At 67.7% G+C, this 22,954-nt stretch carries 20 protein-coding genes and 1 pseudogene; 10 read left to right on the forward strand and 11 right to left on the reverse strand.

Annotation, left to right across the window (positions count from 1 at the left end):
* Positions 1–153: 153 nt before the first annotated feature.
* The gene (gyrA, locus tag G6026_RS05155) at positions 154–2,676 is read right to left on the reverse strand and encodes a DNA gyrase subunit A (RefSeq protein ID WP_107755237.1); all 2,523 of its coding nucleotides are present in this window, start codon (positions 2,674–2,676) and stop codon (positions 154–156) included.
* Between the two features lie 247 nt (positions 2,677–2,923).
* Here gyrA and G6026_RS05160 point away from each other — a divergent pair, with 247 nt between their 5' ends.
* Positions 2,924–4,273 carry an alpha/beta fold hydrolase gene (locus G6026_RS05160; RefSeq protein ID WP_194305359.1) on the forward strand — a complete coding sequence of 450 codons (1,350 nt, stop codon included), beginning with the start codon at positions 2,924–2,926 and terminating at the stop codon, positions 4,271–4,273.
* A gap of 9 nt (positions 4,274–4,282) precedes the next feature.
* Here G6026_RS05160 and gyrB read toward each other — a convergent pair whose 3' ends face one another.
* The 5 genes from gyrB to dnaA all read right to left on the reverse strand — a co-directional run bounded on the left by gyrB (position 4,283) and on the right by dnaA (position 11,603).
* Positions 4,283–6,433 (reverse strand): DNA topoisomerase (ATP-hydrolyzing) subunit B, encoded by a 2,151-nt coding sequence (gene gyrB / locus G6026_RS05165; RefSeq protein WP_182612417.1) that lies wholly within the window; start codon positions 6,431–6,433, stop codon positions 4,283–4,285.
* Positions 6,434–6,549: 116 nt separating this feature from the next.
* Entirely contained in the window at positions 6,550–7,104 is a 555-nt protein-coding gene (locus G6026_RS05170; protein ID WP_182612418.1) for a DciA family protein, read from the reverse strand.
* Entirely contained in the window at positions 7,104–8,288 is a 1,185-nt protein-coding gene (recF, locus tag G6026_RS05175) for a DNA replication/repair protein RecF (protein ID WP_182612419.1), read from the reverse strand. The genes G6026_RS05170 and recF overlap by 1 nt, the downstream gene beginning before the upstream one ends.
* Before the next feature lie 24 nt (positions 8,289–8,312).
* On the reverse strand, positions 8,313–9,488 hold the full coding sequence (gene dnaN, locus G6026_RS05180; protein WP_107755233.1) for a DNA polymerase III subunit beta: 1,176 nt from the start codon (positions 9,486–9,488) through the stop codon (positions 8,313–8,315).
* Positions 9,489–10,121: 633 nt separating this feature from the next.
* The gene (gene dnaA, locus G6026_RS05185; RefSeq protein WP_231750614.1) at positions 10,122–11,603 is read right to left on the reverse strand and encodes a chromosomal replication initiator protein DnaA; all 1,482 of its coding nucleotides are present in this window, start codon (positions 11,601–11,603) and stop codon (positions 10,122–10,124) included.
* A gap of 587 nt (positions 11,604–12,190) precedes the next feature.
* On the opposite strand from dnaA, the gene rpmH reads away from it, so the two are divergent.
* The 9 genes from rpmH (at position 12,191) to G6026_RS05230 (ending at position 18,675) form a co-directional block, all read left to right on the forward strand.
* Positions 12,191–12,334 (forward strand): 50S ribosomal protein L34, encoded by a 144-nt coding sequence (gene rpmH / locus G6026_RS05190; protein WP_007629603.1) that lies wholly within the window; start codon positions 12,191–12,193, stop codon positions 12,332–12,334.
* Between the two features lie 18 nt (positions 12,335–12,352).
* Positions 12,353–12,718, forward strand: a complete 366-nt coding sequence (gene rnpA, locus G6026_RS05195) for a ribonuclease P protein component (RefSeq protein ID WP_107757887.1) — start codon at positions 12,353–12,355, stop codon at positions 12,716–12,718.
* Positions 12,715–13,008, forward strand: a complete 294-nt coding sequence (yidD, locus tag G6026_RS05200; protein WP_107757886.1) for a membrane protein insertion efficiency factor YidD — start codon at positions 12,715–12,717, stop codon at positions 13,006–13,008. Before rnpA ends, yidD begins: the two co-directional genes overlap by 4 nt.
* Positions 13,009–13,021: 13 nt before the next feature.
* The gene (gene yidC / locus G6026_RS05205) at positions 13,022–14,221 is read left to right on the forward strand and encodes a membrane protein insertase YidC (RefSeq protein ID WP_107757885.1); all 1,200 of its coding nucleotides are present in this window, start codon (positions 13,022–13,024) and stop codon (positions 14,219–14,221) included.
* Between the two features lie 129 nt (positions 14,222–14,350).
* Complete coding sequence (locus G6026_RS05210) at positions 14,351–14,839, forward strand: R3H domain-containing nucleic acid-binding protein (RefSeq protein WP_107757884.1); 489 nt, start codon at positions 14,351–14,353, stop codon at positions 14,837–14,839.
* A gap of 190 nt (positions 14,840–15,029) precedes the next feature.
* Positions 15,030–15,824: a 16S rRNA (guanine(527)-N(7))-methyltransferase RsmG gene (gene rsmG / locus G6026_RS05215; protein WP_182612420.1), complete on the forward strand. Its 795-nt coding sequence runs from the start codon at positions 15,030–15,032 to the stop codon at positions 15,822–15,824.
* A 114-nt stretch (positions 15,825–15,938) separates the two neighbouring features.
* Positions 15,939–16,862 carry a ParA family protein gene (locus G6026_RS05220; RefSeq protein ID WP_107757882.1) on the forward strand — a complete coding sequence of 308 codons (924 nt, stop codon included), beginning with the start codon at positions 15,939–15,941 and terminating at the stop codon, positions 16,860–16,862.
* Positions 16,859–17,959, forward strand: coding sequence for a ParB/RepB/Spo0J family partition protein (locus G6026_RS05225; protein ID WP_107757881.1), 1,101 nt, complete (start codon positions 16,859–16,861; stop codon positions 17,957–17,959). The genes G6026_RS05220 and G6026_RS05225 overlap by 4 nt, the downstream gene beginning before the upstream one ends.
* Positions 17,956–18,675: a hypothetical protein gene (locus G6026_RS05230; protein WP_182612421.1), complete on the forward strand. Its 720-nt coding sequence runs from the start codon at positions 17,956–17,958 to the stop codon at positions 18,673–18,675. The genes G6026_RS05225 and G6026_RS05230 overlap by 4 nt, the downstream gene beginning before the upstream one ends.
* Here the strand turns inward: G6026_RS05230 and G6026_RS05235 are convergent.
* From G6026_RS05235 to G6026_RS05255, 5 genes and pseudogenes are all read right to left on the reverse strand, one after another.
* Positions 18,663–19,853 carry an N-acetylmuramoyl-L-alanine amidase gene (locus tag G6026_RS05235; protein WP_107757879.1) on the reverse strand — a complete coding sequence of 397 codons (1,191 nt, stop codon included), beginning with the start codon at positions 19,851–19,853 and terminating at the stop codon, positions 18,663–18,665. The genes G6026_RS05230 and G6026_RS05235 overlap by 13 nt on opposite strands.
* Positions 19,854–19,944: 91 nt before the next feature.
* Positions 19,945–20,286, reverse strand: a complete 342-nt coding sequence (trxA, locus tag G6026_RS17110; protein ID WP_107757878.1) for a thioredoxin — start codon at positions 20,284–20,286, stop codon at positions 19,945–19,947.
* A 78-nt stretch (positions 20,287–20,364) separates the two neighbouring features.
* Positions 20,365–21,297 carry a thioredoxin-disulfide reductase gene (trxB, locus tag G6026_RS05245; RefSeq protein ID WP_107757877.1) on the reverse strand — a complete coding sequence of 311 codons (933 nt, stop codon included), beginning with the start codon at positions 21,295–21,297 and terminating at the stop codon, positions 20,365–20,367.
* A gap of 82 nt (positions 21,298–21,379) precedes the next feature.
* Positions 21,380–21,988: an RNA polymerase sigma factor SigM gene (gene sigM, locus G6026_RS05250; protein ID WP_231750421.1), complete on the reverse strand. Its 609-nt coding sequence runs from the start codon at positions 21,986–21,988 to the stop codon at positions 21,380–21,382.
* Between the two features lie 95 nt (positions 21,989–22,083).
* Positions 22,084–22,954 (reverse strand): annotated as a pseudogene (locus tag G6026_RS05255) (hypothetical protein); the annotation flags it as partial.

The raw sequence follows: 22,954 nt of genomic DNA on the forward strand, positions 1-22,954 counted from the left end.
CGCGGTCGCGCCCGCGTCGTCGGGGGCGGTCTCCCCGACGGGGGCCTCCGACCCGGTCGGGTATCCGGCCGACCCGCCGAAGCCCGGCGCAGGGGTGGAACCCTTGGGTGCCGGGCCGCTCCCGGGTCCGTCGCTCGACTCGGTCATCGCCCTCTACTCCTTCTCGGACGCGGCATCGCGCCGGTCGTCGTCGTCGGGCTCGTCGGCGTTGCGGGCGATCGCCAGCAGCGCGTCGTTCTCCGCCAGGTTCATCAGACGCACGCCCTTGGTCTGACGGCCCGCCTTGCGGACCTGTTTGGCGAACGTTCGGATCACGCCACCACTGGAGGTGATGGCGTAGAGCTCGTCCTGCAACTCCACGATCGTCGCACCCACGAGCTTGCCGCGCTTGGGATCGAACATGAGCGTGAGCACGCCCTTTCCGCCCCGGCCCTGGGCCGCGTACTCGGCGAGCGCGGTGCGCTTGGAGTACCCGCGCTCGGTGGCCACCAGGAGGAAGAGCTGGTTCTCGTCCATCTCCGAGCGGACGACCGACATGCTCAACAGCGCGTCGCCGTCATTGAACCGCATCCCCATGACACCGGACGTGGCCCGTCCCATGGGACGGAGCGTGTCGTCGTTGGCGTGGAAGCGGATCGACTGACCCTTCTCGGAAACCAGGAGGAGGTCGTCCTCGGGGCCGGCGAGCGCCGCACCCACGAGTTCGTCACCGTCACGGAGGTTGACGGCGATGAGGCCGCCCGACCGCGGGGAGTCGTAGTCCTCGAGACGCGACTTCTTGACCAGGCCGTTGCGGGTGGCCAGCACGAGGTACGGAGCGTCCTGGTAGCCCTTGATCCGGATGACCCCGGCGATCCGCTCCTCCGGCTGGAACGCCAGGAGATTGGCCACGTGCTGTCCCCGCGCGGTGCGGCTGGCCTCCGGGAGCTCGTAGGCCTTGACCCGGTAGACCCGGCCCTTGGTGGTGAAGAACAGCAGCCAGTCGTGGGTGGAGGAGACGAAGAAGTGCCGGACGATGTCGTCCTGCTTGAGCTCCGCGCCGCGCACACCCTTGCCGCCACGCTTCTGGGCGCGGTAGAGGTCCGTGCGGGTCCGCTTGGCGTACCCGGTCTCGGTGATGGTGACGACGACGTCCTCGCGGGCGATCAGGTCCTCGTCGGTGACGTCGCCGTCGGCGGGGATGATCACCGTGCGGCGGTCATCGCCGTACTTCTCGACGATCTCGCGCAGCTCGTCGCCGACGATGGCGCGCTGACGCTCGGGGCGGGCGAGGATGTCCTTGTAGTCGGCGATCTCCAGCTCGATGGCGGCGAGCTGGTCGACGATCTTCTGCCTCTCCAGAGCCGCGAGACGACGCAGCTGCATGTCGAGGATGGCCTGGGCCTGGTCGTCGTCGATGTCGAGGAGGTCCTTGAGGCCCTCCCGCGCGATGTCGACGGTCTGTGATCGACGGATCAGCGCGATGACCTCGTCGAGCGCGTCGAGTGCCTTGACCAGTCCGCGCAGGATGTGGGCGCGTCGCTCGGCCTCGTCCAACAGATACTGGGTGCGCCGGACGATGACCTCGATCTGGTGCGCGACGTACAGGCGAACCAGCTGGTGGATCGGGAGCGTCCGCGGCACACCGTCGACGATCGACAGCATGTTGGCGCCGAACGAGGTCTGCAGCTGTGAGTGCTTGTACAGGTTGTTCAGCACGACCTTGGCGACGGCGTCACGCTTGAGCGTGATGACGATCCGCAGACCCACACGGTCGGACGACTCGTCGTCGATCTTCGAGATGCCGGCGATCTTGCCGTCGCGCAGCTGCTCGGCGATCGACAGGATCATGTTGTCCGGGTTGACCTCGTAGGGCAGCTCGGTGATCACGATGATGGTGCGGTTGCCGTCCTCCTCGATGGAGGTCTTGCCGCGCATCCGGATCGACCCTCGCCCGGTGGTGTAGGCGTCCTTGATGCCCTGGTCGCCGACGATGAACCCGTGGGTCGGGAAGTCGGGTCCCTTGATGAATCCCATGCAGGCGTCGAGCGCCTCCTCGTCCCCGGCGTCCGGGTTCTCCAGAACCCAGTAGACGGCCTCGGCGACCTCACGGAGGTTGTGCGGCGGAATCTTGGTGGCCATCCCCACCGCGATGCCACTGGATCCGTTGATCAGCAGGTTCGGGACCCTGGACGGCAGGACCGCCGGCTCCGTGGTCTTGCCGTCGTAGTTGGGCTGGAAGTCGACCGTGTTCTTGTCGATGTCCCGCACCATCTCCATGGCGAGCGGGGTCATCTTGCACTCTGTGTAGCGCATCGCGGCCGCGCCGTCGTTGCCGCGCGAACCGAAATTGCCCTGGCCGTCGACCATCGGGTAGCGCATCGCCCAGGGCTGGGCGAGCCGGACCAGGGTGTCGTAGATCGCCGAGTCACCGTGGGGGTGGTAGTTACCCATGGTGTCGGCGACGGGCTTCGCGGATTTGACGTAGCTGCGGTCGGGCCGGTAGCCGTTGTCCCACATCGCGTAGAGGATGCGACGGTGGACGGGTTTGAGGCCGTCCCGGACGTCCGGGAGCGCCCGCCCGACGATGACGCTCATCGAGTAGTCGATGTAGCTTCTCTGCATCTCCGCCTGGATGTCGACCGGCTCGATGCGGTCGTGTCCCCCGGCGTCGGGCGGCAACGTCGTGTCCGTCATGGGCTCCTCTTCGGTTCCTCGTCGCGCTGGCTTCTCTCGCAGACGATGTCGCGGGCACACGCGTGCTCAGACGGCGGCCGTACGACCCACCCAGTCTATAGGTCCTGCGGAAACGGGCTCGAGGGCACGCCTCGGCCACCCGATTATCACCTCGTCGTCAGGCCCACGGTCCGTGTCGTCCCTGTGTCCGGCGTCGTCTCGACGGATTTCCGCGCCCGCGCGATGTGGCGCACGTAACATTTCCGTCATGTCGCCAGTCCTCAGTGAACCCGGCCTCCGCACTCGTCGTCTCGTGGCGGTGGCAGGAGCCGCGGTCTTCGCGCTCGTCAGCGGCGTCCTCGCGACCGCTGGCGCGCAACCCTCGACACCGGTGAGCGCGAACCGGGACAGCGTCCAGTTCGACCGACCGGGTGGCTTCTACGACACCCGGGGCCTCCCCGTCGGCGCCCCGGGAGAGGTCTTGAGAGCCGAGTCCTCCGGACTCCCCCTGGCCGTGTCCCTGCCGGGGCTCCCCGAGGTGCCCTCGCCGCTGCCCGCTCGCGCCCAGCGGATCGTGTACCAGTCCGCAGACGTCGACGGACGACCGGTCGCCACCTCGGGTGCACTGTACGACTCGACCGCACCGTGGAACGGTCCCGGCCCACGGCCCACCATCGTGATCGGTCCCGGCACGCAGGGTCAGGGCGATGCGTGTGCTCCGTCCCGGCATCTCGAGACCGCGCTCGGCGTGAACCCGCAGACCGGGGGCGCGGTGCCCTCGTACGAGCAGGCGTTCGCGCTGGTCCTGGCCGCCCAGGGCTTCCGGGTGATGGTGATCGACTACATCGGCCTCGGTACTCCAGGCGTCCACACCTATTCCGACCGGGTGGAACAGGCGCATGCCATGCTGGACGGCGCCCGGGCCGCACGCGCTCTGAGCGGGGACGCTCCGGTGGTGTTCTGGGGCCACTCCCAGGGTGGAGGTGCCTCCGCGGCCGCTGCGGAACTCGCACCCGTGTACGCCCCGGACGTCGACCTGCGGGCCGCCTACGCCTCCGCTCCCCCGGCGGATCTGCTAGCTGTGCTCGACCATATCGACGGGTCCACGCTCACCGGCGCGATCGGGTACGCCATCAACGGGATGTCCCAGCGCTTTCCCGCCGTCCGGGAGGTGGTCGACCGCCAGGTCAACGACGCCGGGCGGGTCGCGCTCGCAGACATCGCGGGTCTGTGCACCCTCGACCTGCGCTCCGCGTACGGCATGCGTACCACTCACGAATGGACACACTCGGGCCGCAGCCTCGGAGAGCTGATCCGCTCCGAGCCCGAGGCGCTGCGGGTCCTCGATCATCAGCGGATCGGCCGACTCCGGCCGGACGTCCCGGTGATGGTGGCCGGGGGGGTCCACGACGACATCATCCCGCTTCGGCAGGTCGAGCAGCTCGCCCGCGACTGGTGCGAACAGGGAGCGGCCGTGCACTTCCGCTATGAGACGACCCCGCCCGTCGCCGGCGTCACGCACGCCGCGGCGGCCGTGACCAACTTCCCGGCAGCCCTGGATTTCGTCACCCGCCGGCTGGCAGGTGAGCTCGCCCCGAACGACTGCGGGAGCCTGTGACGCAGGGGATCAGACGTCGAGGAAGCGGACGTCGCGAGCGTTGCGGGTGATGAAGTTGCGACGCGCGTCGACGTCCTCGCCCATGAGGATCGAGAACAGTTCGTCGGCGGCGGCGGCGTCCTCGAGGGTGACCAGGCGGAGCGTACGGACCGTCGGATCCATGGTCGTCTCCCACAGTTCCTTGGGGTTCATCTCACCGAGACCCTTGTAGCGCTGGATCCCGTCCTCCACGTTGATCTTGCGCTTCTTCTCCAGACCGATCTTCAGGAGCTCGTCGCGCTCCCGGTCCGAGTACGCGAAATCCGGCTCGCCCTTACCCCACTTGAGCTTGTACAGGGGCGGCTGCGCCAGATAGACGTTTCCGTTCTCCACCAGTGGCCTCATGAAGCGGAACAGCAGGGTGAGCAGAAGCGTGGAGATGTGTTGACCGTCGACGTCGGCGTCGGCCATCAGCACGATCTTGTGATAGCGCAGCTTCTCGAGGTCGAACTCCTCGTGGATACCCGTACCCAGGGCTGTGATGATGGCCTGGACCTCGGTGTTCTTGAGGACCTTGTCGATCCGGGACTTCTCGACGTTGATGATCTTCCCGCGCAGCGGCAGGATCGCCTGGAACATCGAGTCCCGACCCGACTTGGCCGAGCCCCCGGCGGAGTCACCCTCCACGATGTACAACTCGGATTTGGCCGGGTCCTTCGACCGACAGTCGGCCAGCTTTCCGGGGAGCCCCCCGATGTCGGTCGCCGACTTCCGGCGGACCATCTCACGGGCCTTGCGCGCGGCGACGCGGGCCTGGCTCGAGGCGATGCCCTTGTTGACGATCACCCTGGCCTCGGCGGGGTTGGCCTCGAACCAGTGACCGACGTGTTCTGCGACCTGCCGCTGAACGAAACCCTTGACCTCGGTGTTGCCCAACTTCGTCTTGGTCTGCCCCTCGAACTGCGGGTCGGAGATCTTGGCCGAGATGACTGCGGCGAGACCCTCGCGGATGTCGTCCCCCGTGAGATTGGGGTCCTTCTCCTTGAGCAGTTTCTTGTCGCGCGCGTACTTGTTCACCAGCGAGGTCAGCGCAGCGCGGAAGCCCTCTTCGTGGGTTCCGCCCTCGTGGGTGTTGATCGTGTTGGCGAAGGTGTGGACCGATTCCGAGTACCCGGAGTTCCACTGCATCGCGACCTCGACCTCGTGGCCCGTGCCCTTGCCTTCGAAGTAGAGGATCGTCGGGTGGATCGCGGTCTTGGACTTGTTGATCGCCGTGACGTAGTCCTTGAGGCCCTCGGGGTAGTGGAAGGTGCGCTTGCGCTCGCGGACCTTGGCCGCGTCGGGGGCCTCGGTGGTCTGGGTCTCGGACCGTTCGGCCGCGTCGGCGGCGTCGGTGGCCCCCTCGACGAACGCCTTCTCCGCGTCCACCGCGTGCTCGAGGTCCGACCCCTCGTCGGAACCGGGCGCGGAATCGGATCCACGACCTTCGCTGTCCGCGATGGCGTCGAGTTCGGCGGCCTGCTCCGCGCGTGACCGTCGATCGGTCAACGTGATGGTCAGACCCTTGTTGAGGAACGCCATCTCCTGGAGACGTCGGGCGACCACGTCGAAGTCGTACTCGGTGGTCTCGAAGATCGACGCGTCCGCCCAGAAGCGGACGCGGGTCCCGGTCCCCTCCGCGGGGCCGGCGTCCACGAGCTCCTCGGGCTCCGCCATGTTGAAGTCCTGCTGCCACAGGCGTCCGTCACGCTTGATCTGTACCTCGACCCGCGTGGACAGAGCGTTGACCACCGAGATTCCCACACCGTGGAGTCCACCGGAGACCGCGTAGGAGTCGGAATCGAACTTGCCGCCGGCGTGCAGCTGGGTCATCACGACCTGCACGGTGGGCATGCCCTGTTCGTGCATCTCGACGGGGATGCCGCGCCCGTCGTCGATCACCTCGACGCCGCCGTCCTCGAGCAGGGTGACCTTGACGCCCGTCGCGTGACCGGCCATGGCCTCGTCGATCGAGTTGTCGACCACCTCCCAGATCAGGTGGTGCAGACCGCGGGGCCCGGTCGAGCCGATGTACATGCCCGGACGCAGCCGGACGGCCTCGAGTCCTTCGAGAACGGTGATCGACGACGCACCGTAGTCGTTCGCGCCCTGCGTGCTGGCCTTGCTCTTGGCGTCCGCCACGTGCGAACTCCTCGCGTCTCGGGGGTCTGGGACCGGCCCAGTCTACCTGCGACAACCCTCGTGGGGTCCCCGGGCTCGCCAACACGCCCCGATGGACGCCCACCGGGTCCCGCCCGTCAGCCGTAGGTGTCCCGGGGTCCGCGACCGGACACGTGCAACGGGCCCTTCCGCCAACTCGGCTTGTCGGGCCCCTCGATCCTGAGGCGCCGGACGTGACCCGGCCCCATGGCCGCGGCGATCTTGCGGAGGATGTCGGCCGCCACGAGCCGGAGCTGGGTCGCCCACGCGGTGCTGGAGGCGCGGACGTACAACACACCCTCCTCCAGTCGCTCCGGGGTCGCGTGCGCGGACACGTCCTCCCCGACGATGCGGTCCCACTCCGCGAACAGCCTGCCGGTGGCGACCTTGTCGTCCCATCCCCGCCTCCTGGCGACCTGGCCGACGAGCCGCCCGAGCGGCTGGGGATCCCAGGGGTCGGCGCCCGAACCGGTCCAGCCACGTCTGCGCAGGCGCTTGCCGCCCCCTACCGGTCCGGTTCGGCCGCGCCCGATCTGCTTGCCGTCCGCCCGGGCACGACTCCGAGCCTCCTCGAGGGCCTGTCTGGCGATGTCATAACCACGTTTCGGCTCCTCAGACGGTGCTATCGGCCGCCCGGCATGGTCATCGGTCACTAGTGCACCCCACTGTCCGTCGCCGTGATAACCGAATGACGACCGGCTCCCTGGCCCGTCATCACCACGTCATGACGGGTCCCCCTCAGACCGTCCGGCACGTCGTCGCCGACCGCCGCCGTCACCAGGACCTGTTCCACCCCGGTCGCGGCCTCGGCGAGAGCTGCTCGACGATGCCGGTCGAGTTCCGCGAACACGTCGTCGAGGAGCAAAACGGGTTCGACCCCGTCCGCGCGGAACAACTCCAGTGACCCGAGGCGCAGCGCCAGGGCGAACGACCACGTCTCGCCGTGGCTCGCGAAGCCCTTGGCCGGTTCGTCGCCCAGGGACAGGACCACCTCGTCCCGGTGCGGCCCGACGAGCGACATCCCCCGGTCGATCTCGTCCTGACGCCGGCGGCCCAACTCGGAGAGCAGGACCGCTTCGACGAGTTCCGGATCGGCGAGCTCGGCCTCGTCCGGTGGGGTGGCGACGCGGAACCGGTAGGCCAGGTCCGCCGGTCGGGACTCCGGAGCCAATCGCCGGTAGGCGTCGGCGACCAGCGGCCGTAGTTCGGCGAGCAGGGCGATCCGCCCCGCGACGATCCTCGCACCGAGGTGGGCGAGGCGGCCGTCCCACACGTCGAGGGTCTCGAGCGCCGCGTCCGCGCCCTCTCCCCTCCCGCGGCGCAGGACGCCGGAGGCGGACTTGAGCAGGGCGGAGCGCTGCCGGAGCACCGAGGAGTACTCGGTGAGGACACCCCCGTGGGCGGGCCGACGCTGGACCTGGAGCTCATCGAGCAGCTTCCGCCGCTCGGCGGGCTCCCCCCGGACCAGTGCCAGGTCCTCGGGTGCGAACAGCACGGACTGCACCACGCCGAGGATGTCCCCGAGGCGGCGGCACGGCGAGGTGTTGAGCCGCGCGCGATTCGCTCTTCCGGAGTTGAGTGCCAGCTCGACGGTGAGTTCACGCCCGGCGTTGTGCGCGAGCGCGGCGATCATGGCCGTCTCCGCACCGGTCCGGATCATCGGAGCCTCGGTGGGCACCCGGTGGGATCTCAGGGTCGAGAGCACGCCCACGGCTTCGAGGACGTTGGTCTTCCCGTGCCCGTTGCGCCCCACCAGTGTGGTGACCCCCGGGTGCAGCTCCAGCTCGAGCAGCGGCCACGAGCGGAAGTCCAGAAGCCTGAGATGACGCAGGTGCATACCGGCGGTGTCGCGACAGCGCGGTCAGCCCGGCAGACGGACCGGCATGAGCAGATACGTGTGGTCCGACTCGACGGGCGCGATGGAACCGTCGGCCTCCGGGGAGGGCAGGGCCTCGGGCGCGGGCCGAAGGACCGCGGGCCGGCTGGCCTGGGTGAATCCGAACGCGACCCGGGCCGAATGCATGCTGCCGAGCCCGTCGAGCAGGTAACCGGGGTTGAACGCGATGGTCAGGGGCTCACCGAGGAAGTCGACCGGGAGGGTCTCGGAAGCCTGAGCCGCGTCGTCGCCGCCCGCGGAGAGTGCGACCTCCCCGTCCGAGAACGCCATCCGGACCTGCACTCCCCGGTCCGCCACCAGGGCGACTCGCTTGATGGCCTGGACCAGGTCGTCGACCTGGACGAGGGCCATCGAGGTGTGTTGGGTGGGCAGGAGTTGGCGCACCTTGGGGAACTCGGCGTCGAGCAACCGGGTCGTGGTGCGCTGGCCGGACACCAGGACCCCCATGATGCCGTCCGCGCCCACCTCGGAACCTGCCCCCAGGCTCAGATCGACTCGCCCTCCCTGACCGGCTGACCGGGTCACGTCGGACAGGGTCTTGGCCGGGATCAGCACCTCGACCGACACGTCCTCGCGAGCGGGTTCCCATTCGAGATCCCGGATCGCGAGGCGGAACCGGTCGGTGGCGATGAGGGTGACACGAGGCCCCTCGATCTCCATCCGGATGCCGGTGAGCATCGGGAGCGTGTCGTCCTTGCCCGCCGCGACCGCGACCTGGGCCACCGCCTCGGAGAACGCGTCGACCGCGGCCGAGCCGGTGACCCCGGGCATCGCCGGGAGCTGCGGGTAGTCCTCGACGGGCATCGTGGGCAGGGTGAACTTGGCGGAGCCACAGGTGATGTACATCTTCTGCGCACTCACCGTCACCTCGACTGGACGGTCGGGAAGGGCCCGCGCGATGTCGGCCAGCAACCGGCCGGACACGAGGGTGCTGCCCGGTTCGGAGACCTCCGCCGGGACCGACACCTGTGCGGAGGTCTCGTAGTCGAATCCGGAGATCGTCAGACCGGAGTCCGCCTCGAGGAGCACGCCACCGAGAATCGGCACGGACGGTCGGGACGGGAGGGTCCGCGCGACCCAGGCCACCGAATCGGCGAAGTCCTCGCGGGTGACGCGGAACGTCGGATCCGTGATCTCCATCGGTGACCTCTTTCTGGGCGGGGTGCACGCCGCCGGCATCCGGACGGCGGGCCTGTTCGCGGCGGTGGCAACTGTGTTCGCTGGTGTCGTTGACTGGCGTCCGACGGGGTCCGGCGGATCATCTCCATGAGAGTAACCGCTCGCACCGACGGTGGACACACGGACTCCTGTAACCCGGTCAAGCAGGCTCGCCGTTCCACATCCCTACTTCTTACAAGAACTCTAGAGAGAGACAAGAAGTAGTAGTAGGTCCTGTGAATTTGTGAACCGACGGCTGTCTGTGCAGGTCAGAGCCAGATCATGCATGTGGACCGATCCGGCTCATCTTGTGACTTGCCCGAGACGACAGTGGAATCACCTGTCTCGGTCCACCGTCTGTCCACCGTCGGTCCACAGAAAACCACAGGGTTGTCCACAGCTGTGAAGGGTGATGCCAGTGGTGTGAGGGGGGTCACATATGGGTATCGGTGCGCGTCGGCTCCGCCCAGCGGGTGGGGTTCTCGTTCCGGACGGCAGTGGTAGACGGGCGGTCCGAGACGGCGGCGCAGCGCCCCGGACGCCGGGCTCGGGGCTGGCGGACGCGGTTCGGCGGGCAGGGGCCCGAGACGTGCCAGGAGGATGGTCGGAAGGCGGTCAGAGGGACCGCGAGCGTTCCTTGATCCGGGCGGTCAGTTCCTGGATCTGGTCGTACATCCGGCGGTCGTCCTTGATCTCCTTGAGGATCTTGCGCTGGGCGTACATGACCGTGGTGTGGTCCTTACCGCCGAAGGTGACCCCGATCTTGGGCAGCGAGAGGTCGGTGAGCTCTCGGCAGAGATACATGGCGATCTGTCGGGCGCGCGAGAGGGACCGCGTCTTCGAGGTGCCGCAGAGCTCGTCGATGCTGGTCGAGAAGAACTCCGCGGTGACCGCCATGATCGTCGCTGCGGAGATCTGCAGGGAGTCGTCGTCCGAGACGACGTCGCGGAGGACGACCTCCGCCAACGGGACGTCGATATCGTGTCCGTTGAGGGAGGCGAACGCGACGACTCTGATCAACGCTCCCTCGAGCTCGCGGATGTTGCGTTGGACCCGGGTGGCGATGAGCTCCAGGACGTCCCGCGGGACGACGTAGTTCTCCGACTTGGCCTTCTTGTCGATGATCGCGATGCGCGTCTCGAGCTCTGGAGGCTGGATGTCGGTGATCAGACCCCACTCGAACCGGGTACGCAGCCTGTCCTCGAGTGGCTGGAGCTGTTTGGGGGGACGATCGGAGGAGATCACGATCTGCTTCTGCGCGTTGTGGATCGTGTTGAAGGTGTGGAAGAACTCCTCCTGCACCTGTTCCTTACCGATCAGGAACTGGATGTCGTCCACCAGGAGGATGTCCGCCTCGCGGTACCGCTTCTTGAACATGTTCTGGCGGCCGTCGCGCACGGAGTTGATGAAGTCGTTGGTGAACTCCTCCGTCGAGACGTACTTGACCTTCTGCTCGGAGTACATCCGCAGGGAGTAATGCCCGATGGCGTGGAGCAGGTGCGTCTTCCCTAGCCCCGACTCTCCCCAGATGAACAGCGGGTTGTACGCCCGTGCGGGGGCCTCGGCCACCGCGAGTGCGGCGGCGCGAGCGAACCGGTTCGAGTTGCCCTGGACGAAAGCGCTGAACGTGTATCGCTCATTGAGACCCGGGGCGGTCGCCGCTGACAGGGCCTCGTCGCGATCGCTGCCGTGCAGCAGCCGTTCCGCTGCGATCTGCTCTTCGGTCATCCGCGTGGGACGAGGGGTGGAATCGGCCTGGGCCTGCTCCGGCACCGGTCGGTGGATGTCGTCGACGTCGATCGGTGGCTCGTCGACGTCGACGTGGTTGCGCTGGCCGGCGAGCGAAGTGTCGACCTTGACCGCCAGATCGACCGGTTCTCCGAGTTGGGAGCTCAGCGCCCTGGTGATCGGTCCGCGGAGGATCGATTCGATGTTGTCCCTCGCGAACGCCGACGGGGCGGCGAGCATCGCGAATCCGTTGACCACGGCGATGGGTTGGACGAGGCGTAGCCAGGCCTGTTGCTGGCGGGACAGAGCCGGGTTGTCGTCGCTCGCCAGAGAGGGGTCGGTCAGTTTGTCGAGAACCGCGCTCCACACGTGTTCGAGATCGGGAGACACGGTGTGCGGTCTCCTCTCGTCGATGGGAAGCGGTTGCGGGGCACCGGGCGATCTGACCCGACCGGGCACCACACTCTATCCACAGGCTCCGACCCAGGTCTACTGAGGTATCCACACGGTTGTCCACAGATGTGGAAGACAGACCGCCCCCGTTTGACGGGTTCGGACTGGGTGGTGCGAAGGTGGGATCTCGTGCGTCGTCGTTCTACGTGGGTTCTGCGTGGTCGTTCTGCATTGTCGTGACGTTAGGCGGCCCCCGTGGGGCTCGATGATGAATGACGGTAACAACACCGTGAACTCGTGGGCAACCCTCAAGATCAACTGGAGGGCGGATGTCAAGCACCGACGGTCCCGGCGTGTTGCGGTGGCCAGCGAGATGGTACGGATGGTGCCTGTGGTTTCGAGCGGTTTGGTGGGCACGCCGTCATGCGCGTAATCTTGAACGGTCTGTCGCGCGCCTGAGGGGCGCGCGTCGCGTCGCGGTACCGCCCGACAGCGGTGTTTCGACGTCATCAGGAACCGGATCGGGCGCACACGAGGCGCCTACTTCACGTGAGGAGCCAGCCATGGCCAAGGGCAAGCGGACTTTCCAGCCGAACAATCGTCGTCGTGCCAAGGTGCACGGATTCCGGCTCCGGATGCGCACCCGCGCCGGCCGCGGCATCGTCGGCGCCCGTCGCCGCAAGGGCCGCGCCTCGTTGACGGCCTGATCCGGGTCGGGGTGGCGTGTGCTTCCCAGGACCCATCGGCTCCACCGGTCCGCTGATTTCGCGGCGGTGGTGCGAAGGGGTGCCAGGAAGGGCCGCCGGACCATGGTCGTACACGCCCACGTGGACTCCTCCGATGTCCGCGTGGGCGGACCTCGTTTCGGCCTGGTCGTCAGTAAAGCCGTCGGGGACTCGGTGACCCGCCACCGTGTCAGCCGGCGGCTTCGTCACATCGCATCGGAAGTCCTCCCCGGGCTCGATTCCGATCTCCTGGTTGTGGTCCGGGCCAATCCGGCTGCCGCCTCGGCCTCCCACGCCGATCTACTCCGCGACATGCGGACCGGTCTCACCTCCGCCGTGTCGCGGGCCCGGGAGGCAGGGCGATGACCGAGAGCCGACAGGGCCCCGTCGCCCGGATACTGCTGTGGTTGCTCGACTTCTATCAGAAGGGCATCTCGCCGCTGACCCCGCCGAGCTGCAGGTTCGAACCCACCTGCAGCAACTACGCTGTCGAGGCGGTTCGAGTGCACGGCGCGTGGTACGGGACGTGGCTCGCGGTGTGGCGTCTGCTGCGGTGCGGACCGTGGACTCCCGGCGGTTGGGATCCGGTCCCCGAACCCCGCGCCCCTGACCATTCCGGGGGCCACCAGCATCCCGACAATCCCGAACGAAGCTAGGACTCCACCACCGATGTCGTTCATCACCGACCCTCTGGTCTACTACCCGATCTCCGGGATCCTCTGGTTCTGGCACAAGATCTTCGCGTTCCTCGGGGGGTTCCTCCCCTGGGTGGAGGCACCGGATTCCAACGGCGCCATCTGGGCACTCTCCGTGATCTTCTTGGTGGTGACCCTCCGCATCCTGCTGTTCTGGCCGGCGGCCAAGCAGATCCGTTTCTCGCGGAAGATGCAGGAGATGCAGCCGCGGATGAAGGAGCTGCAGAAACGGTACAAGAACGACCGGGAGAAGCTGGCGACCGAAACACGGAAGCTGCAGAAGGCCGAGGGGTTCAACCCCGTTCTGGGATGCCTGCCGATGTTCATCCAGATCCCGGTGTTCCTCGGTCTGTTCCACGTCCTGCGGTCCTTCAACCGGATGGGGAACAACTTCGGCGCCTTGGGGATGACCGCGGAGGAGACGCGGAACACCGGCAACTACGTCTTCAATGCGGACGAGGTCCAGAGCTTCCTCGACGCCCGGTTGTTCGGCTCTCCCCTGTCCTCGTTCATCTCCCAACCCGTCGAGCAGTTCCAGGCGTTCGTCGATCCCGGCGCGGCGCTGGATTTCCAGCGGTGGAACATCATCGTCGTCGCCATCCCGCTGATGATCATCTCGGCGGTCACGACCCACCTCAACGCGAGGATCTCGCTCTCGCGCCAGTCCCCTGAGGCCGCGGCGAACCCGCAGGCCAAGATCATGAACCAGTTGATGCTGTGGGCCTTCCCCATCGGCATCCTGGTCACCGGTGCGTTCTGGCCGCTGGCCATCCTCGTCTACATGGTCACCAACAACCTGTGGACCCTCGGTCAGCAGTACTACCTCTTCGAGAAGATGGCCAAGGAGGATGACGCCGCCGCCCTCAAGCGCCGTGAGGAGCAGAAGTCCCTCGCGCCCAGGGTCGGGGTGAAGCCCGTCAATCCGAAGAGGGGCCGGGGGTCCGCGGCGGGTACCGCCGTGGCGCCACAGGCAGCGGCCACTGGCGTCGCTTCGCCGGACGACGACGGTACGACAGCGGCCCCGGCGGTCGTCGGCGATGCTCCCGAGTCGGCTCCCGGCTCCGCCCCGAGGCCGGGTCAGAGACCTCAACGACCCGGCGGCCAACGCACCCGCCCCGCCCAGAAGGGTGGCGGCGGAGGCGGCAAGGGTAAGAAGAAGAAACGCAAGCGCTGACCCCGGGTCAGTGAGACGGCCGACAAGGTCCCCGATTCTCCGCGATCGGGGACCTTGTCCCATACTTGGGAGAGTTACTCGCCGGCCACGACGGGACCGGCGATCGGCGGTGATGACGGAGGCGGATCCATGTCGAAGAAGAACATCGAGGTGTCGGAGGAGCGTCTTGTCGAGGAGGGCGAGGTGGCCGGCGATTACCTCGAACAGCTCTTGGACATCTTGGATTTCGACGGGGACATCGATCTCGACGTCGAGGGTGACCGCGCGGTCGTGAGCATTGACGGCGGTGAGGACCTCGATCTCCTCGTGGGATCGGACGGCTCGGTTCTGGACGCGGTCCAGGAGCTGACCAGGTTGGCCGTCCAGCAGGAGTTGGGCGATCGAAGTCGGTTGATGTTGGACATCTCGGGATGGCGGGCCGCCAAGCGGGAGGCACTGACGGAGGCCGGCCGGGTGGCTGCGCAACGGGTGCTCGAGACGGGGGAGTCCGAGGAACTCGAACCGATGACGCCGTTCGAGCGGAAGATCATCCACGACGCGATCGCGGAGATCGACGGCGTGTCGTCGGACTCGACGGGCGCCGAGCCGAATCGAAGGGTCATTGTGTTGCCGGAGTGACTTCTCGTTTGAGGCCGTGGGTCCGCGGGAGGTGGCTCGGCGGGATGTGCAGGGGCGTGGGCGGGCAGCCCGCGCCCCTGTGTCGTGCGCGGGCGGTGGCCGGGAGCGGCGACGTCTTACACGTGTGTTATTCCGACGTGGTTTCACGTGAAACCGGTCGGTCCATCTGCCGAATACGGATGTGGGGAAGATGAATAGGGACACTGCCGGAGAAACGACACGTGACGGCGAGCGAGGTGATCGTGTGACAGATCCCCCGGGCGAGGTCTCGGAGGAGACCCCGCCCTCTCCTGTGGCGGAGGATGCTGCCGGGGTGCCGGAAGGGGCGGAGTCGGTCTTCGGTGACCGCCTCGAGCTCGCCGAGAAGTATGTCCGGTTCCTGGCGACCGCGGGCCTGGAGCGAGGATTGATGGGGCCCCGCGAACGCCCACGTCTGTGGGACCGGCACGTCCTCAACAGCGCGGCCGCCGCCGCTGCGCTGGCCGACGGCGAGACAGTGGTGGACATCGGGAGCGGGGCCGGACTTCCTGGTATCCCCCTGGCTCTCGCTCGTCCGGACCTCCGTGTGACCCTGGTCGAACCGCTGCTCCGTCGGTCCACGTTCCTCCAGGAGGTGGTCGACGATCTCGGGATAGACGTCCGGGTCGTCCGGGGACGAGCCGAGGAGAAGTCCGTCGTCGCCGAGGTGGGCGGAGCAGACGTGGTGACCTCCCGCGCCGTGGCCCCGCTGGCCAAGCTCGCCGGGTGGTCTGCGCCGTTGCTCCGATCGGGTGGGAGGATGGTGGCGTTGAAGGGGGCGTCCGCCGCCGACGAGGTGGAGAGGGACCGGCATGCGCTCCGGCGACTCGGGTTCGACGACGTGGAGGTCGAGATCGTATCCGCGCCGGATGCCGAGGAGACGAGGCTGGTCATCGCTACCCTCACGACTAGAGTGGGTAGCCGTGGCAGTCGCTCCCGCGTGCGTGGTTCTCGTGGTGGGCGGTGACTGCATGGCTCGCGGGGGTGGATGTCGGTTTCACGTGAAACACTGACAACGCGCCCATACGCCGTGAAGACCTCTGGGCCCCACTTGCCCTCACACGTAGTTGAAAGGTGACGGATGTCCGAACACGAGACGCCGATCTTCGCCGCCGCGCGGCAGGCGAACGAGCTTCTGCACGGGGACTCTCCCCCGCTGTCCAGGCCATCCCATCCCCGGATCATCACCATCGCCAACCAGAAGGGCGGCGTGGGAAAGACCACCTCGACAGTCAATCTCGCGGCGTCTCTCGCGCTCGGTGGACTCGGGGTCCTGGTGATCGACATGGACCCGCAGGGAAACGCCAGCACCGCACTCGGAGTGGACCACCGGGAGGGGACGCCGTCGAGCTATGAGCTTCTGATGTGGGAGAGCGCTGTGGAGGATCTCATGCAGCGCAGCCCGCACGCTGAGCGGCTGTTCTGTATCCCGGCGACGATCGATCTGGCGGGTTCGGAGATCGAGTTGGTCGGGCTGGAACACCGGGAACGCCGGCTCGCCGAGGTCCTCAACATGGACGACCTGGTGTCCTTGGGTATCGACTACGTCTTCCTCGACTGTCCGCCCTCTCTGGGGCTGCTCACCGTGAACGCCATGGTGGCCGCCAGTGAGGTCCTCATCCCGATCCAGTGCGAGTACTACGCCCTCGAGGGTGTCGGCCAGCTGCTGCGCAACGTGGAACTGATCCAGCAGCACCTCAACCGGGAACTCCGGATCTCCACCATCATGCTGACGATGTATGACGGACGCACCAAGCTCGCCGAACAGGTCGCGGGAGAGGTCAGGAACCATTTCGGCGCCGCCGTCCTGCGGACTGTGATCCCACGCAGCGTCAAGGTGTCTGAGGCGCCCGGGTACGGGATGACGATACTCCAGTACGACGCGGGATCCCGAGGGGCGCTGGCGTACCTGGATGCGGCGAAAGAGCTGAACGAGCGCAGTGATCGGGTGGCGTCACATGGTGAGGCCACCCGGGCATCGACCGGTACGGAGGGCACGCGATGAGTCAGCAACGGAGGGGCGGGCTCGGTCGTGGGCTGGCGGCGTTGATCCCCACCGGACCGGACGAAGGTCCGCGGTTGGGTAGCGACGCGGCAGACGTGATCCTCGGGCCGCGCAGCGGTGGGCCCAGGACCACTCCCCCGAAACCGCGGTCGACAGGGTCAGGCCCCGCCCCGTCCGCCACGGCATCCCCTGCGGGCTCGGGTGAACGACCGGCCGCCCAGAATGCCGACGACACCACGGTTTCACGTGAAACCGACGACTTGGTGGATCCGGGGGCGGTCTACCGTGAGATCGCCCCCTCCGCGATCGAACCCAACCCCAGACAGCCGCGGACTCACTTCGACGAGGAGGCACTGGCCGAGCTGGCACACTCGGTCAAGGAGTTCGGGCTCCTCCAGCCGATCGTCGTCCGCGAGATCGCGGCCGATCGTTATCAGCTCATCATGGGTGAAAGGCGGTGGAGGGCGAGCCAGCGGGCGGAGCTCCAGACCGTTCCGGCGATCGTCCGGCAGACCGACGACGAAGACCTGCTCCGGGACGCACTTCTGGAGAACATCCATCGGGTCCAGCTCAATCCCCTCGAGGAGGCGGCGGCATATCAGCAACTGCTCGAGGAGTTCGACGTCACCCAGGCCGAACTCGCGAACCGGATCGGTCGATCCCGACCGGCCATCACCAACAGCATTCGCCTCCTTCAGTTGCCGACCGCAGTCCAGCGCAGAGTGGCCGCGGGCGTCTTGTCGGCGGGACATGCGAGGGCACTCCTCGGAGTGGAAGCCGGGGTGTCGGCCCAGGACGAACTCGCAGCGCGGATCGTGGCGGAGGGCTTGTCGGTCCGGGCGACTGAGGAGATCGTCACGCTGCTGAACAGAGAGGGGAACGGCCCCGCCCCGACTACCTCCCCCACTCGTCAGGGCCGACGCCGGAACCCCGAGCTGGAGGCGGTCGCGGGCAGACTGTCCGACCGCTTCGAGACCTCGGTGTCCGTCACGATGGGCCGGCGTAAGGGACGGATCACCATAGATGTGGGGGACGCCGACGATCTCCACCGGGTCCTGACGCTGCTCGAGGGCGGGTCGCCGGGTCCGTCACGATGAACTCGATCCGACCACTCGACCTCTCGGCCGTGGACCAGTTGGGACCGCGTGCTCGCAGGTGCGTGTACTGGCAGACCGATGGGCAGCACAGCGACGATCAGCCGGGAGATCCGGAGTTCGAGAAGGAGGCCTGGATCTCGCACGTCTCCCTGGAATGGGGAGTGTGCGGTCAGGTCGCGCGTGAGGGTGACCGCGCGACCGGCGCTGCGTTCTATGCGCCGCCGGCCATGGTTCCTCGTGCAGCATGCTTCCCGACGTCACCGGTGGGCTCGGACGCCATCCTGCTGGCGGGGATGAGTATCGAAGATGGCGCGCCGGGCGGTGCTCCCACCTCGCTGCTCGACGCGGTGGTGTCCGACCTTCGCCGACGCGGCATCAAGGCGATCGAGGCATTCGGGATCTCGGCCTCGGATACCGGGGACGTATTGTCACGTGACATATGCGGTTCCGAGTCGTGCATCGCGCCGACCGGCTTCCTCGTCGAGCATGGTTTCACCGTGGTGGCCGAGCACGAGACCCATCCTCGACTCCGCCTCGACATCGAGAGCGATCACCTCTGGAAGGCCGACGTGGAGAGAGCGCTCGATCAGCTCTTCGCCGAGCGGGGATTCGCCACCAGGACTCTGCGGGTGTTGTCCGGGGCGACCGCGCGGCACGGTGAGGACATCCCGCTCGCGGCCCCTCAGGCCCCACGGGCGCGCCGTCAGTCCCGCTGACGCTGCTCGTAGTCGATCAGCTCGTTGACGGACATGGAACCCGTGGGGTGATCGTCCTCGTCGAGGAGGTAGAGACGCTTCACCCCGACCAGGATCGAGTCGACGATGGTGTCCTGGGCCGCACGGTCCCCGAGGATGGACAGATCACCGGGATTGTGGGCGTACCCCAGGACGATCTGGATGGAGGGCATCCGCGTCATCCGGAGAAGCGGCCAACTCCGCCCGTGGGTGCGACAGTCACGGAGGTCGGTACGACTGACGATCTCCCGCTGGATGAAGCCGGACAGAGCTTCCCCGAGCATCGACTCGGCTCCCAGGGAGTTGCCGAAGTAGAACGTGGCGATCCCGTTGCCGACCGGGTTGGGATGCCGGTCCAGGCGGAGAGAGATCATGAGATCGGCGTTGAACGCGTTGGCGATCTCGGCCCGTTCCGGGTCCGTCGGGATCATGGCCTCGGGTCGCGAGAGGAAGACCTCGACGCCGGCCTGGTTCATCCGCTCAGAGAGCCGGCGGGTGATGTCCCACAACAGTTCGGCATCCGTGATCGTTCCGAGCGGGGTGTCGATGCGGATCGGGTTCTCCGACCCGCTGGGCCCGGGATCCAGCACGATACGCTTGCCGGCGAGCATCGGGCCGGAGGTCCGCGCGCGCTCTCGTTCGACCAGCGACGAGACGTCGCCACCCTTGAACAGCGTCGAGAACTTGCTCAGGGTGTCAAGGGTCTCCGCGCCTACGACGCCGTCGGGGTGAAGACCGCAGTCCCTCTGAAAATCGGTCGCGGCGGCGTGGGTGAGAGGCCCGAAGGTCCCGTCGACCAGTCCCGCGTAGAAGCCGAGCTCACCGAGCCGTCGCTGGAACTGCGCGACGTCGTCCCCGGCCATGGGCTTGGAGACGATGTAACTGAGGTCGCGGGTCCCCAGAACGTAGGTGGCGTCGCGGAGCGCCGCCTGGGTCGACGGGCCCACGATGCCGTCAGAGATCAGTCCACGGGCTTGCTGGAACGCCAGCACGGCGGTCTCCAGATCGGCGTCGAAGACGGCATCGGTCCGGGCGAGGACCGAACCCGTCTCCGGCTCGGTGAGCCCGACGGAATCGATGTTGTGCAGCAGGCCCATACCCGCGAGGGTCGCCCGGATCGAGGCCACCTCGGGCCCACGGTCACCGCGTCGCCACGCCATGGTTCTCCTCCGCTCCACTCGACTGGGTACCCGGATGAACTTACCGCCTCAGGCGCGGACGTGCCCGGCACGCACCCGAGTGGGGCGGCGGCTAGAGCACGTCGCCGAGTTCGGTGCGCAGCGCGGACTTCGACTTGGCGCCGGTGATGCGCTTGACCGGCTTTCCCTCGGAGAACAGCAGCATCGCCGGGATGGCGGTGATCTGGTACTCGGCGGCGAGCTCCTGGTTGGTCTCCACGTCGACCTTGGCGACCGTCAGCTTGTCGGACTCCGCACCGGCGAGTTCGTCGAGAACCGGGGCCATCATCGTGCAGGGACGGCACCACGTGGCCCAGAAGTCCACCAGCACGGGCTTGGACCCGCTGGCGGCGAGGACGGACTCGGCGAAGTCGTCCTCGGTCACGTCGATGATGTTCGGGGTGTTCACGGCCATTGTGGTGGGTCCTTTCGGGGTGAGGTGTGCGGATCCGGGTGACGCGGTCTCAGGGGTCCGGAACGCCGGCGCTGGGTGTCAGGCCTGCTCGGCGAGCCAACGTTCAGAGTCGATCGAGGCGGCGCACCCCGAACCGGCAGCGGTGATGGCCTGCCGGTAGCGGTGGTCCACCAGGTCGCCGCAGGCGAACACACCCGGGATCGAGGTGGCGGTGGTCTGCCCTGTAAGCACGTAGCCGTCCTCATCGACCTCCACCTGGTCTCGGACCAACTCGGACCTCGGGTCGTGGCCGATCGCGACGAACATCGCCGCGGTCTCGAGTTCGCTGGTCTCGCCGGTGACGGTGTTGCGCAGACGCAGGCGCTCGACGGTTCCGCTGGCGCCGGAGAGGACCTCGTCGACCGTGGTGTTGAGGACGAACGAGATCTTCTCGTTCTCCTTCGCCCGCTCGAGCATGATCTTGGAGGCGCGGAACTCCTCCCGTCGGTGGACGACGGTCACGGATGAGCCGAACTTGGTGAGGAAGGTCGCCTCCTCCATAGCGGAGTCGCCACCACCCACGACGACGATCGGCTTGTCGCGGAAGAAGAATCCGTCGCAGGTCGCGCACGAACTCACGCCGCGCCCGAGGTACTCCTGTTCCCCGGGGACGCCGAGGTAGCGTGCGGCTGCGCCCATCGCGAGGATCACCGCGCGAGCCCGGTGCTCCTCCTGGCCCACCCGGACGATCTTGACCTCGCCGGCCAGGTCCATCGACGTCACGTCCTCCATGCGGAGGTCCGCGCCGAAACGTTCCGCCTGCTCCCGCATCTGCATCATCAGGTCGGGGCCCATCATGCCCTCCGCGAAGCCCGGGAAGTTCTCGACCTCCGTGGTGGTCATGAGCGCGCCGCCGAACTGCGAACCCTCGAACACCACAGGGGCGAGCTCGGCCCGGGCGGAGTAGATGGCGGCCGTGTACCCGGCCGGGCCGGATCCGACGATGATGACGTCGTGGAGGGTGTCGCTCATGGGTTTTTCGGGCTCCTTGGCGGGTGGGCGGTTGAACCGGATCTACTATGGCGACAACACCCTGCGGGTCCGTGTTGTTCCCTCAACCGGTGAGGGTGACCCCTTCGAGGAGCACGCTGAGCTTCGCCCTCCCCCGCGAACACCGGCTCTTGATGGTGCCGGGGCGGGTGTTGAGCAGGTGGCAGGCCTCGGCCACCGAGCAGCGGAGCATGTCGACGACGACGACCGCATCACGCTGGTCGGGCGGCAGCTCCGCCAGCGCCTCGGCGACGATGATCGCGTAGGCGGGATCCTGGTAGAAGTGATCTCGAAGTGAGATCTCCTCGTGCAGTCTGGGTGTCAGCTCGGAGTGGGTGCGCAGGCGCTGGGCCCGCATCTTGTCGAGGCAGGCGTTGACCACGATGCGGTAGAGCCAGCCCTGGACGGGACAGGCGTGGCGGAAGGTGTCCGCCTTCCGGTAAGCCGAGACGAGCGCGTCCTGCAGCGCCTCGGCGGCGTCCTCGCGGTTGAAGGAGGTCCGGATGGCCAGCCGCCACAGGTAGTCGTAGTGGCGCCGGACCAGGGCGGAGAAGGCGTCAGGGTCCCCGGCGACGTGTGCATCGAGGAGCTCGACATCGGTGAGCGGGGACCCGGCCGTGGTGATGGGGCGTCCCGTGACCGCGGAGAAGTCGTCGACGGCACTGGTGTTCACGGCGCTCACGTTAACGCGGAGCGTGCCCCGGTGGGGCTGCCACCTCGGCGACGGCGGCGAGGTCGGCGGCCCCCGGACGAGGTGGCCGCGGGGGCTCACCGGGTGAGTTGTACCTCGCTGATGGACGCGCTGAACGACTCGGGCCCGGAGGTTCCGAGTCTGGTGAACCACACGATCAGATACTCCGCGTCCTCGGGATCGTCGATCGTCACGGTGCCCGACCCATCCCGGATGGTCCCCTCACCGAGCAGGGTCGTGTCGTCGAGTGAGTCCGGCGAGGAGCTCTCGGCGATCCGTACCTCGAACTCCACCCCGTCGTCCGCCGAGTGCACCACCACGCGGCGGGTCTCCTGCTCGCCGTCGAGGGTCAGCAGGAGCCCCACCCCGGGCTTGTAGGCGGCTCCGCCGTCACCGAGTTGGTTGCGGTAGGTGTCGGTGGACCACGAGGTCGACCTGTCACCGTCGACGACGTTCGGGGCACTCGAGGAGTTCTCGGCGACGCCGGGTGACCCGGCGGGCTGCCACGACGTGACATCCAGGACCCTGACGGGTGTGGTGGGCGCCGCCCGGGTGGGCTCGGCCTCCCCCGTTTCCGAGCCGTCCGGGGTCGGCTGTTCGGTCGCCGCCGACCTGCTCTCCTGGGCGGCGCGTTCGATCGCGTCGAGTTGCTGGGACAGTGGCGTGTCGTCACCGCCACCGGCGAGCGCGCCGAGCATCCAGGCGGACAACAGTGCGATCACCACCACGGCCACGGCCCCCGTGCCGGCCATGATGCGCCAGCGACGTGTCAGGGTCGCCTCGTCGGGCGGCGAGTAGGCCTCGCCCTCCCGCGCGGTGTCGTCCCCGTCCATGTGAGACGCGCCCGCGTAGGACCCGCCCGCGTAATGCCCGTGCGGGTGAGTCCCGTCCGACCCCGGTCCGCCGGTGGTCGGCAGGTGCGTGGTCTGCGGGCGCGGAGTGCCCCCC

It is taken from the genome of Dietzia sp. DQ11-38-2, from assembly GCF_014145055.1.
Lineage (GTDB): Bacteria > Actinomycetota > Actinomycetes > Mycobacteriales > Mycobacteriaceae > Dietzia.

Coding starts and splice junctions, on each gene's coding strand:
- gyrA (WP_107755237.1), bottom strand. CDS start 2,676: ATGACGGACACGACGTTGCCGCCCGACGCCGGGGGACACGACCGCATC.
- G6026_RS05160 (WP_194305359.1), top strand. CDS start 2,924: ATGTCGCCAGTCCTCAGTGAACCCGGCCTCCGCACTCGTCGTCTCGTG.
- recF (WP_182612419.1), bottom strand. CDS start 8,288: ATGCACCTGCGTCATCTCAGGCTTCTGGACTTCCGCTCGTGGCCGCTG.
- dnaN (WP_107755233.1), bottom strand. CDS start 9,488: ATGGAGATCACGGATCCGACGTTCCGCGTCACCCGCGAGGACTTCGCC.
- rpmH (WP_007629603.1), top strand. CDS start 12,191: ATGGCCAAGGGCAAGCGGACTTTCCAGCCGAACAATCGTCGTCGTGCC.
- yidD (WP_107757886.1), top strand. CDS start 12,715: ATGACCGAGAGCCGACAGGGCCCCGTCGCCCGGATACTGCTGTGGTTG.
- yidC (WP_107757885.1), top strand. CDS start 13,022: ATGTCGTTCATCACCGACCCTCTGGTCTACTACCCGATCTCCGGGATC.
- G6026_RS05210 (WP_107757884.1), top strand. CDS start 14,351: ATGTCGAAGAAGAACATCGAGGTGTCGGAGGAGCGTCTTGTCGAGGAG.
- rsmG (WP_182612420.1), top strand. CDS start 15,030: ATGAATAGGGACACTGCCGGAGAAACGACACGTGACGGCGAGCGAGGT.
- G6026_RS05220 (WP_107757882.1), top strand. CDS start 15,939: ATGTCCGAACACGAGACGCCGATCTTCGCCGCCGCGCGGCAGGCGAAC.
- G6026_RS05225 (WP_107757881.1), top strand. CDS start 16,859: ATGAGTCAGCAACGGAGGGGCGGGCTCGGTCGTGGGCTGGCGGCGTTG.
- G6026_RS05230 (WP_182612421.1), top strand. CDS start 17,956: ATGAACTCGATCCGACCACTCGACCTCTCGGCCGTGGACCAGTTGGGA.
- G6026_RS05235 (WP_107757879.1), bottom strand. CDS start 19,853: ATGGCGTGGCGACGCGGTGACCGTGGGCCCGAGGTGGCCTCGATCCGG.
- trxA (WP_107757878.1), bottom strand. CDS start 20,286: ATGGCCGTGAACACCCCGAACATCATCGACGTGACCGAGGACGACTTC.
- trxB (WP_107757877.1), bottom strand. CDS start 21,297: ATGAGCGACACCCTCCACGACGTCATCATCGTCGGATCCGGCCCGGCC.